Annotated in this window: 19 protein-coding genes; 11 read left to right on the top strand and 8 right to left on the bottom strand. The window is 62.3% G+C overall.

Annotated features, from left to right (window positions below; translation table 11 throughout):
• Positions 1–204: 204 nt before the first annotated feature.
• From lysM to PCO31010_RS04605, 6 genes are all read right to left on the bottom strand, one after another.
• Positions 205–693 (bottom strand): peptidoglycan-binding protein LysM, encoded by a 489-nt coding sequence (gene lysM, locus PCO31010_RS04580; protein ID WP_150663157.1) that lies wholly within the window; start codon positions 691–693, stop codon positions 205–207.
• Positions 694–887: 194 nt separating this feature from the next.
• Positions 888–1763, bottom strand: a complete 876-nt coding sequence (locus PCO31010_RS04585) for a CDP-alcohol phosphatidyltransferase family protein (protein ID WP_039397635.1) — start codon at positions 1761–1763, stop codon at positions 888–890.
• A 220-nt stretch (positions 1764–1983) separates the two neighbouring features.
• A complete protein-coding gene (locus PCO31010_RS04590) occupies positions 1984–2619 on the bottom strand; it encodes a phosphatidylserine decarboxylase (protein ID WP_039397633.1) in 636 nt (211 codons plus the stop codon).
• Positions 2620–2828: 209 nt separating this feature from the next.
• Entirely contained in the window at positions 2829–3845 is a 1017-nt protein-coding gene (gene ilvC / locus PCO31010_RS04595) for a ketol-acid reductoisomerase (RefSeq protein WP_039397631.1), read from the bottom strand.
• 77 nt (positions 3846–3922) lie between these two features.
• Entirely contained in the window at positions 3923–4414 is a 492-nt protein-coding gene (gene ilvN, locus PCO31010_RS04600; RefSeq protein ID WP_039397629.1) for an acetolactate synthase small subunit, read from the bottom strand.
• A 90-nt stretch (positions 4415–4504) separates the two neighbouring features.
• Entirely contained in the window at positions 4505–6274 is a 1770-nt protein-coding gene (locus PCO31010_RS04605) for an acetolactate synthase 3 catalytic subunit (protein WP_039397628.1), read from the bottom strand.
• A gap of 458 nt (positions 6275–6732) precedes the next feature.
• Here PCO31010_RS04605 and PCO31010_RS04610 point away from each other — a divergent pair, with 458 nt between their 5' ends.
• The 11 genes from PCO31010_RS04610 (at position 6733) to PCO31010_RS04660 (ending at position 15340) form a co-directional block, all read left to right on the top strand.
• Complete coding sequence (locus PCO31010_RS04610; protein WP_046292342.1) at positions 6733–7305, top strand: RNA polymerase sigma factor; 573 nt, start codon at positions 6733–6735, stop codon at positions 7303–7305.
• Positions 7302–7730, top strand: a complete 429-nt coding sequence (locus PCO31010_RS04615) for a DUF3619 family protein (protein WP_039397623.1) — start codon at positions 7302–7304, stop codon at positions 7728–7730. Before PCO31010_RS04610 ends, PCO31010_RS04615 begins: the two co-directional genes overlap by 4 nt.
• 22 nt (positions 7731–7752) lie before the next feature.
• The gene (locus PCO31010_RS04620; RefSeq protein ID WP_174984315.1) at positions 7753–8607 is read left to right on the top strand and encodes a DUF3106 domain-containing protein; all 855 of its coding nucleotides are present in this window, start codon (positions 7753–7755) and stop codon (positions 8605–8607) included.
• A gap of 215 nt (positions 8608–8822) precedes the next feature.
• Positions 8823–9407, top strand: coding sequence for an RDD family protein (locus tag PCO31010_RS04625; protein ID WP_150663159.1), 585 nt, complete (start codon positions 8823–8825; stop codon positions 9405–9407).
• 7 nt (positions 9408–9414) lie between these two features.
• On the top strand, positions 9415–10371 hold the full coding sequence (locus PCO31010_RS04630; protein ID WP_150663160.1) for an esterase/lipase family protein: 957 nt from the start codon (positions 9415–9417) through the stop codon (positions 10369–10371).
• A gap of 168 nt (positions 10372–10539) precedes the next feature.
• On the top strand, positions 10540–11496 hold the full coding sequence (locus PCO31010_RS04635; protein ID WP_308340565.1) for a UDP-2,3-diacylglucosamine diphosphatase: 957 nt from the start codon (positions 10540–10542) through the stop codon (positions 11494–11496).
• 128 nt (positions 11497–11624) lie between these two features.
• A complete protein-coding gene (locus PCO31010_RS04640) occupies positions 11625–12659 on the top strand; it encodes a glycosyltransferase family 4 protein (RefSeq protein WP_150663162.1) in 1035 nt (344 codons plus the stop codon).
• 38 nt (positions 12660–12697) lie between these two features.
• Positions 12698–13132 (top strand): diacylglycerol kinase, encoded by a 435-nt coding sequence (locus PCO31010_RS04645; RefSeq protein ID WP_047905104.1) that lies wholly within the window; start codon positions 12698–12700, stop codon positions 13130–13132.
• A 141-nt stretch (positions 13133–13273) separates the two neighbouring features.
• A complete protein-coding gene (locus PCO31010_RS04650) occupies positions 13274–13942 on the top strand; it encodes a TetR/AcrR family transcriptional regulator (protein WP_150663163.1) in 669 nt (222 codons plus the stop codon).
• A 3-nt stretch (positions 13943–13945) separates the two neighbouring features.
• Positions 13946–14542, top strand: coding sequence for an LOG family protein (locus PCO31010_RS04655; protein WP_150663164.1), 597 nt, complete (start codon positions 13946–13948; stop codon positions 14540–14542).
• A 225-nt stretch (positions 14543–14767) separates the two neighbouring features.
• Positions 14768–15340, top strand: coding sequence for a DUF2062 domain-containing protein (locus PCO31010_RS04660; protein WP_150663165.1), 573 nt, complete (start codon positions 14768–14770; stop codon positions 15338–15340).
• Positions 15341–15362: 22 nt separating this feature from the next.
• Here the strand turns inward: PCO31010_RS04660 and PCO31010_RS04665 are convergent, their stop codons facing one another.
• On the bottom strand, positions 15363–15983 hold the full coding sequence (locus PCO31010_RS04665; RefSeq protein WP_150663166.1) for a DUF924 family protein: 621 nt from the start codon (positions 15981–15983) through the stop codon (positions 15363–15365).
• A gap of 47 nt (positions 15984–16030) precedes the next feature.
• Positions 16031–16762 (bottom strand): alanyl-tRNA editing protein, encoded by a 732-nt coding sequence (locus tag PCO31010_RS04670; protein ID WP_150663167.1) that lies wholly within the window; start codon positions 16760–16762, stop codon positions 16031–16033.
• Positions 16763–16792: the final 30 nt, after the last annotated feature.

Genomic DNA, 16792 nt, shown 5'->3' on the forward strand with positions numbered 1-16792 from the left:
GCGTGAGGAAGGCCCGGAGCCGGTCAGGCGCCTGAAATCATGAGCGCCAATATAGTCGCAAACGGGTGATTCCGCAACGCGGGCGGCAGGCGTAAAGCCCCGTACACACGGGCATTCGCGGCCATCGGACGGAGCGCTTGCCGCCTCCAGAAACGAAACAGCCCGGCACAAGGCCGGGCTGGCAATCACGGGACGAACGCCCGATCAGAGCGGCGGGATCCGCAGCACCTGCCCCGGATAAATCTTGTCCGGGCTGGAAAGCATCGGCTTGTTCGCTTCGAAGATGCCGTTGTACTTGTTGGCATCGCCATAAGCCGACTTGGAGATGGCCGACAACGTGTCGCCCGACTTCACTGTGTAGTACTTGGCTTCGGCCGACGCCGTCGAAACCGACATCTGGTCGTCCACCGCAGCAACCCCCTTCACGTTGCCGCAGCACAGGAGGATCTTCTCCTTGGTCGCCTGATCGGCCGCGACGCCGTAAACCTTGACGGTTCGGGTTGCGCCGTCGAACTCGACGTCGAGGCCAGTCGCATCCAACCCTTGCGATTTGATGTAGTTTTCGATGGCTTCACCGGCGGTGCGGTTAGCCGCATCGGCATCGGGCCCCGGGGCGGGCGGAGGTGCGTCTGCCGCGTGTGCCTTACCGAAAAGCGCCTCACCGGCGTCCTTCACGAAATCGAGTATGCCCATGATTTCTCCTTCGTTACTTCGAACTATGGAAAACAGCGACGGGCCCTGCCAGATCAGCGGAAAACGGCCCGTGCCACAAGGGTACTTCGCCTACCAACGTCAAGATTAGCGCATCCCAACGATGTCATACCTGACAACACTGACAGGTAGATATGACAAGGGGCGTACCGAGACGCCCCTGGTTTCCTACTCGGTTATTCGTCGACTTCGCCGAAAATCCGCTGACGGCGACCTTTGACGAAGCGGAACGCCCACAGCACATAGCCCGACACGCTGTATACGCAGAACATGCCGAACAGCGCCAGCGGCGGATCGGACGACACCAGAATGAAGCCGACCATGAACAGCAACACCACGCCGAACGAGACGCGCTGGCGCACATCGAGCGCCTTGCCGCTGTAGAACGGTGCGTTCGACACCATCGACATCCCCGCGTAGATCGTGAGGAAGAATGCGACCCACGGCATCCAGAACACGTTCACAGGCAACTTATTGTCGATCGTGATCCAGACGAACCCGGCGATCAGCGCCGCTGCCGCCGGACTGGCGAGCCCTTGGAAGAAGCGCTTGTCGACCACGCCGATGTTGGCGTTAAAGCGGGCCAGACGTAACGCCGCCCCCGCCACATAGACGAACGCCGCCAGCCAGCCCCACTTGCCGATCTCGTGCAGGATCCACTCGTACATCACCAGCGCCGGCGCAACGCCGAACGAGGTCATATCGGAAAGCGAATCGTACTGCTCACCGAAGGCGCTCTGCGTATTGGTCATGCGGGCTACGCGCCCGTCCATGCCGTCGAGCACCATCGCGAAAAAGATGGCAATGGCCGCCTGCTCGAAGCGATCGTTCATCGCCTGCACGATGGCGAAGAAACCGCAGAAAAGTGCTGCGGTCGTAAAAGCGTTCGGCAGCAGATAGATGCCGCGATTGCGCGGACGCACCGGCACATCGTCCTCCACACCCTGATCGTGGTCTTCGTTCATCGATGGCTCTGATGGATTCTTGTGACGGCCGAACGGCGAGAGATGCCTGACATTGTTGCGCAAGCGGCCGCGATGGTTTTCCGGCATCTATAACTCCTTTTCGATGCTAGGGTCGATGGACAGACCCCAAGACTGCGGGCGAACCCGCGACGGATCACCGCTATTGGAACGTGAAACGCGAAAGCAGTTGCAGACCGCATCGCCAAACCTCGGCACCCCGTGGCAAAGCTTGACGACGCGGCGGCCACGGCGGCGTGCGGCCCGGAGGTCGCGCCGCCACCACTGACCTGATGCGGTTACGAGTGGCTTACAGCTCGGCGAGGATCGTCGAGGTGGCGGACACCTTGTCGCCGATCGCCACGCGCGGGCGCGAACCCAGCGGCAGATAGACGTCGACACGCGAACCGAAGCGAATGAAGCCATAACGCTGACCGCGCGTCAGACGGTCGCCCGCCTTCACGTAGCACAGGATACGGCGCGCGATCAGACCCGCGACCTGCACACTCGTCACGATCTGGCCGCCCACGTCGATCACCAGCGCATTGCGCTCGTTCTCAAGCGACGCCTTGTCGAGATCGGCGTTGAAAAAACGTCCCGGGAAATATTCCACCTTGGTCACGGTGCCGTCAACCGGGGCACGATTCGAGTGAACATTGAAGACGTTCATGAAGACGCTGATTTTCAGCGCTTCGCGGCCTGCGTACGGGTCTTGCGTGGTTTCGATGGCCACGATGCGACCGTCTGCCGGGGAGAGCACGGCATTGGCCTGCTGCGGCACTTCGCGCGGGGGGTCGCGGAAGAACTGCAGAACGAACAGGGCGATCACCCAGAACGGCGCGGCCCAAAACACGCCAGCCATAAAATGCACGACGAGCGCGACGGCGACGGCGATGCCCAGGAAGGGCCAGCCCTCGCGGGCGATGATCGGGTGAGGATAATTCATGCGATTGAACTCGCGTCCTTGGTAAAACGGTTGAGTGAGCGGGTCGGCCTGCTTTGGACCAAACCGTGGCGTGGCGGCATTGTAGCAATGCGCGCGGCACGGCGACACTTTTTCCCCAAACGACACGCGGATGTCATAAAAAAACCGCCCGTTTTACCGCAGCGACAGCTACGGCAAAACAGGCGGTCAGCGACGTCAGTTCAGAGAACTTAGTTCTTCGACTGGTCGACCAGCTTGTTCTTGGCGATCCACGGCATCATTGCGCGCAGCTTGCCGCCCACTTGCTCGATCTGGTGCTCGGCCGTGATACGACGACGCGAGATCAGGGTCGGGGCACCGGCCTTGTTTTCCAGGATGAACGACTTGGCGTACTCGCCGGTCTGGATGTCGGTCAGGCACTGCTTCATGGCCTTCTTCGTCTCTTCCGTCACGACGCGCGGGCCGGTGACGTACTCGCCGTATTCGGCGTTGTTCGAGATCGAGTAGTTCATGTTGGCGATACCGCCTTCATAGATCAGGTCGACGATCAGCTTCAGTTCGTGCAGGCACTCGAAGTAGGCCATTTCCGGCGCGTAACCGGCTTCGACCAGCGTTTCGAAACCGGCCTTGATCAGCTCGACGGTACCGCCGCACAGCACGGCTTGCTCGCCGAACAGGTCGGTTTCCGTTTCTTCGCGGAAGTTCGTTTCGATGATGCCGGCACGGCCACCGCCGTTAGCGGCAGCGTACGACAGTGCGATGTCGCGAGCGGCGCCCGACTTGTCTTGCGCCACGGCGATCAGGTGCGGCACGCCGCCACCTTGCGAGTACGTCGAGCGCACCGTGTGGCCCGGGGCCTTCGGGGCGATCATGATGACGTCGAGGTCGGCGCGCGGGATCACGCAGCCGTAGTGCACGTTGAAGCCGTGCGCGAAGGCGAGCGCAGCGCCTTCCTTGATGTTGGCGTGCACTTCGTTCTTGTACACGTCGGCGATTTGCTCATCCGGCAGCAGCATCATGACGATGTCAGCCGACTTCACGGCTTCTGCCACTTCCTTGGTGTTCAGGCCAGCGTTGACTGCCTTGTTCCACGAAGCGCCGTCTTTGCGCAGACCGACCGTCACGTTCACGCCGCTGTCCTTCAGGTTTTGTGCGTGGGCGTGGCCTTGCGAGCCGTAACCGATGATCGTGACTTGCTTGCCCTTGATGAGGGAGAGGTCGGCGTCTTTGTCGTAGAAAACTTTCATTTGGAGTGTCCCGTATTACCAAAAATAAACTGAAATCAGAATGGATCGAAATCCGCTTACCGCGTTGCCGTTGCCGGTCAGACCTTCAGGATGCGCTCACCGCGCCCGATGCCCGAGCCACCGGTACGAACCGTCTCGAGAATCGCCGTCTGGTCGAGCCCTTCGATAAATGCGTCAAGCTTCGACGAATTTCCGGTGAGCTCAATCGTATAGGTCTTTTCCGTAACGTCAATGATGCGGCCGCGGAAAATATCCGACATCCGCTTCATCTCTTCCCGCTCTTTGCCTACCGCGCGAACCTTGATCAGCATGAGTTCGCGCTCGATATGCGCGCCCTCGGTCAGATCGACCACCTTCACCACTTCGATGAGCCGGTTCAGGTGTTTCGTGATCTGCTCGATGACGTCATCGGAGCCGGTCGTGACCACCGTCATGCGTGAGAGCGACCGATCTTCGGTCGGCGCAACGGTGAGGGTCTCGATATTGTAGCCACGTGCCGAAAACAGTCCGACCACGCGCGACAGCGCGCCCGGCTCGTTTTCGAGCAAAACAGAAATAATGTGCCTCATGGTGTATCCCGGATTGTCCTTGTTGGGGACGTCGCGCCCGCGCTCCGGCAAGGCCGGCCACGACTGGCAGCGCGTACGTGCCGCTTCGTCTTACAGATCTTCCGAACCGAGCAGCATCTCGCTGATGCCCTTGCCCGCCTGAACCATCGGCCAGACGTTTTCGGTGGGATCCGTTTGGAAATCCATGAATACCGTGCGGTCCTTCAGGGCCAGCGCCTCGCGCAGTGCCGGCTCGACGTCCGACGACTTCTCGATACGCATCCCCACATGACCGTACGCCTCGGCGAGCTTCACGAAGTCCGGCAGCGCGTCCATGTACGAACTGGAGTAACGCTTGCTGTATTCGATCTGCTGCCACTGACGAACCATGCCCAGATAGCGGTTGTTGAGCGACAGAATCTTGACCGGCGTGCGGTATTGCAGGCACGTCGAGAGTTCCTGAATGCACATCTGGATCGAGCCTTCGCCGGTGATACAGGCGACTTCTGCGTCCGGATGCGCCATCTTCACGCCCATCGCTGCGGGCAAGCCGAAGCCCATCGTCCCCAGACCGCCCGAGTTGATCCAGCGGCGCGGCTTGTTGAAGCGATAGTACTGAGCGGCCCACATCTGATGCTGACCGACGTCCGAGCACACGAACGCTTCACCGTCGGTGAGCTTCCAGTAGGTCTCGACCACGTGTTGCGGCTTGATGATCTCGCTCTTGCGATCGAAGGCGAGGCAATCGCGCGAACGCCATTCCTCGATCTGCTTCCACCAGTCGGCAAGCGCCCCGGTATCCGGGCCGTGCTCTGCGGTTTGCAGATTCTCGATCATCTCGCGCAGCACTTCCTTCACGTCGCCGACGATCGGGATGTCGACCTTCACACGCTTGGAAATCGACGACGGGTCGATATCGATGTGAATGATCTTGCGGGCGGTCGACGAGAAGTGTTCCGGGTTGCCGATCACACGGTCATCGAAGCGCGCGCCGATGGCGATGAGCACGTCGCAGTGCTGCATGGCCATGTTGGCTTCGTACGTGCCGTGCATGCCAAGCATGCCGAGGAACTTGGGATCGCTCGCGCGATACCCGCCCAGGCCCATGAGCGTATTGGTCACCGGATAGCCGAGCAGGTCGCAGAACTGGTTCAGTTCCTTCGACGCGTCGGCCAGAATGATGCCGCCGCCGGTGTAGATATAGGGACGCTTGGCCGAGAGCAGCAGGCTCATGGCCTTGCGGATCTGGCCCGAATGGCCCTTCGTCACCGGGTTGTACGAGCGCAGCGACACCGTCTTCGGATATTCGAAGCGGCAGCGAGCCTTGGAAACGTCCTTCGGAATGTCAACCAGTACCGGACCCGGACGGCCCGTCTTGGCGATATAGAAGGCTTTCTTGATGGTGGCGGCGAGGTCGCGCACATCCTTCACAAGGAAGTTGTGCTTGACGCAGGGACGGGTAATACCGACCGTGTCGCACTCCTGGAAGGCGTCCTGACCGATGGCGGCCGTGGGCACCTGCCCGGTGATGATGACGAGCGGGATCGAATCCATGTACGCCGTGGCAATCCCGGTGACCGCATTGGTCACACCCGGGCCAGACGTCACGAGACACACGCCGACTTTGTCGGTGGAACGCGAATAAGCGTCGGCCGCATGCACGGCTGCCTGCTCATGGCGCACCAGAATGTGCTGGATCTTGTCCTGCTTGTAGAGTTCGTCGTAGATGTAGAGAACCGAACCGCCGGGATAACCCCACAGATGTTCGACCCCCTCTTCTTGAAGCGAGCGCACGAGGATCTCGGCGCCAATCATGTCTTCAGAAGTATTTTGGTGGCGTGTAGCTTCCGCCTCGGAGAATTCCGCGCTTGGCATGTTCATCGTCGACCTTTCAAAGTTTCGGCAAAAATTTTGATTGGGTGCTCTCCCCTCGAACTTGTGGTCCGGGCTCAAGCTGCGCGTCTGAATGATGGACCCACCTGATGGGTGTGCCGATATTGAGACAATCACAGATATTGCGAACTGGCAACGTTACCGGTTTGCAGCAAAATGGTCAAGCAAGTTTATGCATTTGCAGCATGACTGCGAAGTACAGTTCGCAAAATTCCCACATCATGCGGCGCGCATCCCCACGCTGGTGCACAATCTTGACATGATAGGAAGCCGGCACCGATCCGACCGACCTAACTCGACACAACGTGACACAACCGGAAGCAAAAGCGGTTACAGGCAGGCGCGTTTTTGGTAGCATCCGCACCGACTACGCGATCTTTACGTAATCTTTACGCTTACACGGCATTTCACAGGCGCAGCGGCCGACGCTGCGTGTACCCCACCGGATGGCATCTGACAAGGAACTGGCGGATTTTCTCGCGGGCATCGAACGGCGCGCTTTCAAGCAGGCCGTCTATGCCGTACGCGACGACGAGGCCGCCCTCGATATCGTTCAGGATGCGATGATCCGTTTGGCCGAGAAGTACGGCGACAAGCCGCCGTCCGACCTGCCGCTGCTGTTCACGCGCATCCTCCAGAACACCATTCACGACTATTTCCGCCGCCAGAAGGTACGCAACACGTGGGTCACGCTGTTCTCCAACCTCGCCGGCCCCGGCGACGACGAACGCGACGACTTCGACCCGCTGGAAACCTTACTGGGCGAGGATGGGTCTGTGCAAACCGAGAGCAGCGAAGACTCGGTTTCGCGTGCCGAAATTCTCACGCTCATCGAAGCGGAAATACAGAAACTACCGACACGTCAACGAGAAGCCTTCCTCATGCGTTACTGGGAAGACATGGACGTTGCCGAGACCGCCGCCACGATGGGGTGCTCGGAAGGCAGCGTCAAGACGCACTGCTCGCGTGCCACTCACGCGTTGGCACAGGCGTTGAAGGCAAAAGGGATCAGGTTATGAGTCACGATCTGGAAACGAGGGAAATTCGCTTCGCACATCGCGTGCGACTGGCATTGGACGAAGCGTCCGAGGCACCGTCGCCGAACATCGCGGCCCGGCTGGCCGCCGCGCGCCAGGAGGCGCTCGCCCGCAAGAAGCCCGAACCGGTGGCCGTTGTGCAACCGGCGCTGGTGCTCGCGGGTGTAGGCGGCATGCAATCGCCGGATATCGGCGGGCCGCGTCGCGCGTTCGACAAACTGGGCCGTCTGGGTCTGCTCTGGCCGCTCGCCGCACTGGTGATCGGTCTGGCAGGCATAGCGTACTGGGAACATCAGCAGCATATTCAGGATCTGGCGGATATCGACGCTGCCGTATTGAGCGACGAACTGCCGCTATCGGCCTATGCCGATCATGGTTTCAACGCTTACGTGAAGCGTGCCCAGTAGTCCCCCCATCCAAGACCAGCCAGTGACGCGACGCAACGTACTTTTTCTGGTCGCCGCGCTAGTCGTCGCCGCTCTTGCCGGCACGGCAGCGCTGCGCCGCTCGCAAGCCCCCGAACCGGTGTCCGATGCGCCGCCGGTGATCGACGGCACCACCGCATCCGGCAACGGCGCGGCGGCGGTCTCCGGCCCCGTCGGTACGCTCACCGCCAGCCAGCCCGCTGCAACCAGCGCGCCGCTGGCTGCCCTGCCCTCGCCGGGTGGTGCGTGGGCGAAGCTCAATGCCGCACAGCAGGAAGCCCTCGCCCCGCTCGCCCAGGACTGGAACCGGATGAGCGAACGTCAGCGCGAGAAGTGGGTCGAGATCGCCAAGCGTTTTCAGACGTTGTCGCCCGAAGGCCGCAAGCGTCTGCACGACCGTATGGCCGACTGGGTGCGCCTGACGCCTGAGCAGCGCCAACTGGCCCGCGAAAGCTATCAGAACGCCAAGACCTTGCCGCCGGAGCGCAAAGCGCAGGTCTGGCAGCAGTACCAGCAGCTCACGGAAGAGCAGAAAAAGCGTCTGGCGGCGGACGACAAGAAGCAATCCAACCGTCCCAACGTGGTCAGCGCACCGCCCACAGGCCGTTCCGGCGTGAAGAATCCGTACGCTGCCGTGCATCGCAAGGATGGTGCTGCCGCCTCGAAGAACGGTGCGTTGCCCGTACCCGCACCGGTCGCGTCGACCCCGTCGGCCGCCCTTCCGGCACCGGCATCCGGCTCGTCGTCACCCGCCGCGTCCAATCCGTCAGCCGCCAGCAACGGTGCAGCCAGCGCCGCCCCGGCCAACAGCGACAAGAACGCGGACACCTTCAATTCGGATCTGTATCACCACAACTGACGCCAACCGTCAGCCGACATGACAGTCGACGGCCGCCTTCGGGCGGCCGTTTGCATTTGGCGCCCGTGTGAGGCCACCCCGGCTGGCTGGCCCATCCGCCCAATCTTCCGCATAATGGGCGACGCCTTCTCAGCGAATACGTAACGAACGCATGCTGCCGGATGCCAACCGGGCCGCCCCGCGCCTTCGACAACAAGACCTCAGACCACGCCGCGATGACCGACTCCGCTACGACTCAGGCTGCCAAGCCGCCTCGTTCGTCTCATTCGTCCCCTGCTGCCGACACACCTGACGCACCTGACTCCGCCGGGCCGCAAAGCTATGCCGTGCCGACGCTGCGTCGCCGTCTGCTCTCGATGGTCTACGAGTCGCTGCTGCTCTTCGGCGTGCTCTTCCTCGCGGGCTACCTCTTCAGCGCGCTGACGCAGCAACGCAGCGGACTGATGTACCGCCACGCCATGCAAACCTGGCTGTTCCTCGTGCTCGGCGCGTACTTCGTCTGGTTCTGGACGCACGGCGGTCAGACGCTTGCCATGAAGACCTGGAAGATCCGTCTGGTCGACGCGCACGGTTTGCCGGTACGCCCGGTGCGGGCGGTCCTGCGCTATGTCCTGGCGTGGCTTTGGGTGCTGCCAGCCATGGCACTCGACTGGGCGTTGGGACTCACCGGTTGGAACAGCGTGGCGCTGCTCGGCGGCTGGCTCGTGATCTGGGCGCTCGCCATGCGCGTGATGCCCGATCATCAGTTCGTTCACGACCGGCTCGCCGGTACGCGGCTCGTCAGCGTTTTGGGCAAATGAGGGGACGATGAGCACGCCGCCGCTGGCCGCCGCCCCGGTGCTGCGGCCCTCCCGTCCACATCTGATTTACGGCGCGATCGAAATCGCCCTGTCGATCGTTGTCGCCATCGCGACGTGGTCAGCGTGGCACAGCCCGTGGACGACCGTGCTCTGGACACTCCTCTGGCTTCCCTTCTCCCACGCACTCGGCCTCGCGGCTGGCTTCGTCATGGCGGCGCACGGCGACCCGAGCCCTGAGCGTCGCACCACCGCAGGCACGAACATCGCCATCTGGGTCTATGAGTGCGCAGCGTCGATCCTCCTGCTCGACCTGTACCAACCGTGGTTCAGCGCCGCCCCACTGCCCGCGCCCAGCGGACCGGCACGCCCCGTGGCGGTCCTCCTGCTGCATGGTTACGGCTGCAATCGCGCCTTCTGGCTGCGTTTCTCCCGTCATCTGGCGGACGCTGGTTATCATTGCGACGCCGTCAATCTCGCCCCGATCTTCGGCGACATCGACGACTACGCCGAAACCATCGCCAACGCCGCGCGGCACCTTGCAGAGCGCACGCGGCTGCCTGTGGTCATCATCGGCCACAGCATGGGCGGGATCGCCGCACGCGCCGGCCTGCGCCGCTATCCGACGCTGCCTGTCGCGCACACCATCACCCTGGGTTCGCCGCACTTCGGCACGCTGCATGCGCGTCATGGCATCGGACATAACGTCCGTCAGATGAGCATCGGCAGCGAGTGGCTGGTGGCGCTGGCAAGCAGCGAAAAGGATGCCGAACGCGCGCGAATCACGTCGATTTACACGGCGCACGACAACGTCGTGTATCCGGTGCGCACGTCTGTTTTGCCGGGTGCACACAACATTGCGCTGGACGGTCTGGGGCACGTCTCTCTGGGCACGCATCCGCGCTCGCGGGCACTCGTGCTGGAGACACTTGAGCGCGTGGCGCAAGGGTTGCGGCACGGCAACTGACGCGGGCGCGACGATGCCGCCCGGCAACTCGCGATGGATGCATGCGCTGCAGGCTGTCGCATCGGCACGACGCTAAAAGACACTTTCGCGACACACGCATGACTGTCATCGTGCGTTCACGAAGGCATGGCGGAATGCTCGCATGTTCAACGCGACGTGCGAGCCGCTATGACGACGACACCCACTTTCGATCTGCCGATCCCAACGCCTTCGGCTCGCGCCGGTCACTTCGCAGACACCCCGCCGGGCCGCCCCGCCTCCCCGCCCGCCAGTCCTCCCGCCACACCGCCCTCCATCATCGACCTGCCGCCGGACACTCCCGATCCGCTCGACCCGCCGCCCGAAGGCATCACCCGCTACCGCACCATCTGGCTCTCGGACATCCACCTCGGCACGCAAGGCTGCCAGGCGGAATATCTGCTCGACTTCCTGCGGCATCACGAGTCGGATTACCTCTATCTGGTCGGCGACATCATCGACGGCTGGCATTTACGCAAAGGCTGGCACTGGCCTCAGGCGCACAACGACGTCGTCCAGAAAATGCTGCGGCGTGCACGCAAGGGCACGCAGGTGATCTACGTGCCGGGCAATCACGACGAAGCGGCACGACAGTTCTGCGGGCTGGCGTTCGGCGACATCGCAGTGCGCGACGAAGCGTTTCACACCACGCTCTCGGGCAAGCGCCTGTGGATCACCCACGGCGATCTGTTCGACGGCGTGATTCAGCACGCCAAATGGCTCGCTTATCTGGGCGACTCGCTTTATACGCTCACACTGCTGCTCAACCGTTGGTTCAACCGCGTGCGCACGCGCTTCGGCTTCCCGTACTGGTCGCTCTCGCAGTACCTGAAGCACCAAGTGAAGAACGCCGTGAATTTCATTTCCGCGTTCGAGAACGTGATGGCCGACGAAGCGCGCCGCCGCGGTTGTGACGGCGTGGTGTGCGGGCACATCCACAAGCCGGAAATCCGCGAGATCGACGGGCTGCTGTATTGCAACGACGGCGACTGGGTCGAAAGCCTGTCCGCACTCGTCGAGACGACCGAAGGCGAGCTGAAGATCATCTACTGGACACAGAAGCGCAACACGCGCGAGCGCGTGAAAGCTACACCGGTCAGCGCCTGACTCAGCAGCACGAGACACCCCGAACTCAACCTGCGCACGGACGGCCGAACACCGCCCGACGTGCGCGTTACTTCACGCGCGATTGCGCGTGTCATTCCACCCGCGCCAAACGCGCGAAGGAGCGCCCGATGAAAATCATGATCGTCACCGACGCCTGGGATCCGCAGATCAACGGCGTGGTCCGCACGTTGAAGAACACGCGCGCTCAGCTGGAAGGGGCCGGCCATCGTGTCGAGCTGCTCACGCCGCAGGAATTCCGCACGATCCCGTGCCCGACCTATCCGGAAATCCGCCTCGCGTTCTTCGCGGGCGGGCGCGTCGGACGCCGCATCGCAGACTTCGCCCCGGACGCCCTGCACATCGCCACCGAAGGCCCGCTGGGCATGGCGGCCCGCAAGTGGGCGGTGCGTAACGGCTTCCCGTTCACCACCGCCTATCACACGCGCTTCCCGGAATACGTGCAGGCGCGCTTCGGCTTCCCGCTCTCTGCCACCTACCGTTTCCTGCGTTGGTTTCACAAACCCTCGCGTGCGGTCATGGCCCCTACACCGGTCGTCAAACGCGACCTCGAAGCGAATGGCTTCGACAACGTGGTGTTGTGGACGCGCGGCGTCGATCTCGACATCTTCCGTGTGCAGGAAGCACATGTGCTAAATTCAGCACATCCGATTTTCCTCTACGTGGGGCGCGTTGCCGTGGAGAAGAACATCGAAGCCTTCCTGAAGCTGGATTTGCCTGGCTCGAAATGGGTCGCGGGCGAAGGGCCGCAACTGGCCGAACTCCGCTCGCGCTACCCCGATGTGAACTATCTCGGCATGCTCTCGCAGCCTGAACTGGCGAAGGTCTATGCGTCGGCCGACGTCTTCGTCTTCCCGAGCCGCACCGATACGTTCGGTCTGGTGTTGCTCGAAGCGATGGCGTGCGGGCTGCCGGTGGCGGCCTACCCGGTGACCGGGCCGGTCGATGTGTTCGCCGGTTGCCCCGAGGGCGACGGCGGCGCACTGCGCGAGGATTTGCGCGAGGCGTGTCTGGACGCCCTCAAGGTCTCGCGAGCCAGCGCGCGTGCCTGGGCCGAGCGCTTCTCGTGGCAGGCGGCCTCTGAAGAATTCGCCTCGCATCTGCATCCGCGCAAGCCCGAGCCGTCGCTCGCGCCCGCGGTCTGATCCACCTCCAGAGCCCGTTGCGGCGAGGAACCTGACGCTTGTTCATCGATCACCCGCCGCCACGCGACAAACAACCGAATCCGTACAAGGGCAACCGGGGCGTCATGCGCGCCTGGCGTGCCCTGAAGTACTCGCTGTCCGGATTCAAGTTTGCCGTGTTCGAGGAGAGCGCCTTCCGTCAGGAACTCGCGCTCGCCGCCATTCTCCTGCCCGCTGCGATTTTCCTGCCGGTGACGGCCGTCGAGCGCGTACTGCTCATCGGCTCGATCCTGCTCGTGCTCATCATCGAGCTGATCAATTCGAGCATCGAGGCCGCCATCGACCGTATTTCGCTCGAACGGCACGAACTGTCCAAGCGTGCGAAGGATTTCGGCAGTGCCGCCGTGCTGGTCGCGCTCGGTCTGTGCCTTCTCACCTGGGCCTCGCTCGCCGGCCCGGTCATTGTGGAGCTCGTACGTACGGCATTTTTCTGATATCGCTCGTCGCCCCGGGTTGCAGGCTTGGCAGCGTCTGGCTGCCGGGTATAATCGTTCGCCGTATACCCAATACTCAACTCATAAACGCAAGCGGAGAACCTCCTTCGCCGAGCTTGCCGCTAACCGGGGCCGACAGACATGGAAGCAAAGCCGCCACGCCGAACCCGCGAACGAATTCTCGAAGTGTCCCTGCGACTCTTCAACGAAATCGGCGAACCGAACGTCACCACCACCACGATTGCCGAGGAGATGAAAATCAGCCCCGGCAATCTGTACTATCACTTCCGCAACAAAGACGACATCATCAACAGCATCTTTGCGCAGTTCGAGCAGGAAATCGAACGTCGCCTGCGACTGCCCGATGATCACAAACCCACGCTCGACGAAGTCTGGACGTATCTGCAATACATGTCCGAATTTCTGTGGCGTTTCCGTTTCCTCTATCGCGACCTCAACGACCTGCTCGCGCGTAACCGTACGCTGGAGACGCACTTCAAGCAGATCGTCGGCCACAAGAAGCGCTTCGCACGCGAGATGTGCGACCTGCTCGTGGCCGATGGCGAAATGGAAATCACGCCGGAGCAGATCGAGATCGTGACCACCAACATGGTGGTGTTATCCACGTACTGGTTGTCCTATCAATTCGTGATGAACCCGCGCAAGTACAACGATCCCGCAGAAATCGGCGCAGGGCTGCATCAATCGAGCTATCACATCCTTTCGCAGATGGCGCCCTACCTCAAGGGAAAGTCACGCGAGCTGTATGACAAGATGGCCCGGGAATCATCGTCCAAGGGAGTGCAGTAAGGCATGTCGTCGGAAGTCAAATCCATTTGCATCTACTGCGGGGCCGCGACCGGCGCTCGCCCCGAGTACGCAGACGCGGCCCGTGATCTGGGCCGTCGCATGGCCGAAGCGGGTATCCGTCTCGTGTACGGCGGTGGCAAGGTCGGCCTGATGGGCATCATTGCCGACGCCGTGCTCGCGCATGGCGGCGAGGTCATCGGCATCATTCCGAAGGCATTGATGGAGAAGGAAGTCGGCCATACCGGGCTGACGGAACTCCACGTCGTCGAGAACATGCATCAGCGCAAGCAGATGATGGCCGATCTCTCGGACGCCTTCATCGCCATGCCCGGCGGCATCGGTACGTGCGAAGAGCTATTCGAAGTTTTCACCTGGCTGCAAATCGGCTACCACGCGAAACCGATTGGCTTGCTCAACGTCGAGAACTACTACGATCCGCTGCTGGTGTTCCTCAAGTCGATGGTGACCGAACAGTTCCTCAAGGCGCCGCAACTCGATCAGTTGCAGATCGCCGCATCGCCGGAATCGTTGTTGGAGACGATGCGTCACTTCAAGCCGTCGCAGGTCGATCGCTGGGCGCATCAACGCACGCAGATCTAAGCAGTCGCGTCGTTGCCTTTCGCTTCATCGCTGCGCGGCACGACCGTCGCGCAGCACCTCCTCCTCCCCCGTCCCCCGCCCCTCCAGCAGCCTCATCCCACGCCAAACGGCGCGATTGAACTCTCGACGTCCCCGACACTCAGACATCCGTTGCATGCGGACCTCTGCGTGCGCGCCCGCCCTTCTGCCCGCCTGGGTCAACACCATCCGACGAGCAACCTGCCCATGATGTTAAAGATGTTCCGCCCGATGCGGCTGCTGCGATCCCGTTGGCTGCGTCCACATGCTGGCCTGCTGTTGCGCCGTAGTCTGTGGCAAGCCACGCCGCGTGGCGTGGCCATCGGACTGGCGTGCGGTGTCTTTTTCGGGTTTCTGCTTCCGGTGGCGCAAATGCCGGTGGCGATTCTCGTGGCAGCCTTGCTGCGCGGGAATCTCTTTCTGGCGACGATGGGCACGCTGATTACCAATCCGCTCACGGTGCCGTTCGTCTATTTCGGGGCGCATCATGTCGGCCGCTGGATGCTCGACTGGTCCCCCAAGGCCGAGATCGAAGCGACTGTCGCGGCGGCCACGCAGGCCGGTGAGAGCTTCTGGACGCAATTGCTGAATTTCGACTTCGGCACCGCGACATTGCATCTCGGTACAGGTCTGGCCGCCTTTGCCGTCGCAGGCGGCGCGCTGGCGTACGTCATCGGCTTCTTCTCGATCCGGTGGCACCAGCAACGTCAACCGGCAACGTCGGTGGCTTCGCCAACCTCAGCAGCCACAGCAGCGGTGAGAAACCCGCCGCGCGGCTGACTGCCCTTCCCACCTCAGCAGATCAGAACGACGAGCCCGGCTCCTTAAGGAAAGCGATTTCCTCCGGCGTCGAGTCGCGTCCCAACGCTGCATTACGGTGCGGATATCGACCGAATCGCTCGATGATGACGGCGTGCTTGCGCGCGTAATCGAGGTTGTCGACGAGGCCCGACGTTTGCGCCAGTTGCTCGTAGAGCGCCAGCGACGTGTGCTGGCTCTCAAGCGACTCGTCGTGTTCGAACGGCAGATAGACGAACACGCGATGCTGCGCAGTCGGCAACCGCTGATCGTCACCCGCCTCCACAAGACGACGCGCCACAGCCAGCGCCTGCGCGTCACCCGCGAACGCTTCGCCGCGATGCCGGAACAAGTTGCGTGAGAACTGATCGAGCACCACGATCAGCGCACAAGCGCCGAGCGGCGTTTGTGCCCAGTCGCTCAACGCCCCGGCAACCGCCTGCGCGTGGATCTCACCGAAGCGTGTGCGAATCTCCTCGTCGAAGGCATCCGATTTACGGAACCACTCGGGACGTGCCATCCCATAGACCTCGGCGTCAGGCGTGCCGAACCAGAAGTCGAGCACCGCCTGCCACGGTTGCAACGGTTGGGTTTGCGAAAGAATGTCTGCTGCCGGAGTCGCCATCGAGAATCCTGAGGTGAACGTTGTGAGATCGCCCGATGATGCCAGACTCAGGCGAATGCCAACACCACCCGGCGGGTGCGCGACGTCTTCTTCTCGATCTTTGACACGCGCAATGCGCCGATCTCCGCAGTGTTGCCGACGTGCGTGCCGCCGCAAGGCTGCAAGTCGATGCCTTCGATGCGCACGAGTCGCACGCGGCCCAACCCGACCGGCGGCTTCACGCTCATCGTCCGCACGAGTTCCGGGCGCTCCGCCATCTCTTCGTCGCTGATGCTGTCGATCGCGACCGGACGTGCCGCCGCCACAAGCGCCGCCAACCCGGCCTCCACTGTCTCGCGCTCGATCGGTTCGTTCGTCACAAAGTCGAGCCGCGCGTACTCCGTGGTGATGCTGCATCCGTCGACCGGGTGCGGCAGCACGGCGCACATCAGGTGCGACGCGGTATGAAACCGCATATGACGGAAGCGTCGCTCCCAGTCGATTTCCGCCTGAACGACATCGCCGACCGACAGTCCGGCCAGTAGGTGGCCCTGCCCTTCGGCAGGTACGTGCACGGCATCGTCGGGCGTCGCGCCTTCGTGCTTCGATTTGCGGGTGTCGGCGATGGTCAGGCGCGTACCGTCGGCAAGCACGAATGCGCCAGCGTCACCGGCTTGCCCGCCACCGAGCGGATAGAAGACGGTGCGATCGAGCATGATGCCCGTCTCGTCGATATGCGTGATGCGCGCCTCGCATTGGCGCAGATAGGCGTCTTGTCGGAACAGCGCTTCGGTTGTCATGCGGCCTCCTGTGGGAACGGGACATGTTCG

It is taken from the genome of Pandoraea commovens (genome assembly GCF_902459615.1).
Taxonomy (GTDB): domain Bacteria; phylum Pseudomonadota; class Gammaproteobacteria; order Burkholderiales; family Burkholderiaceae; genus Pandoraea; species Pandoraea commovens.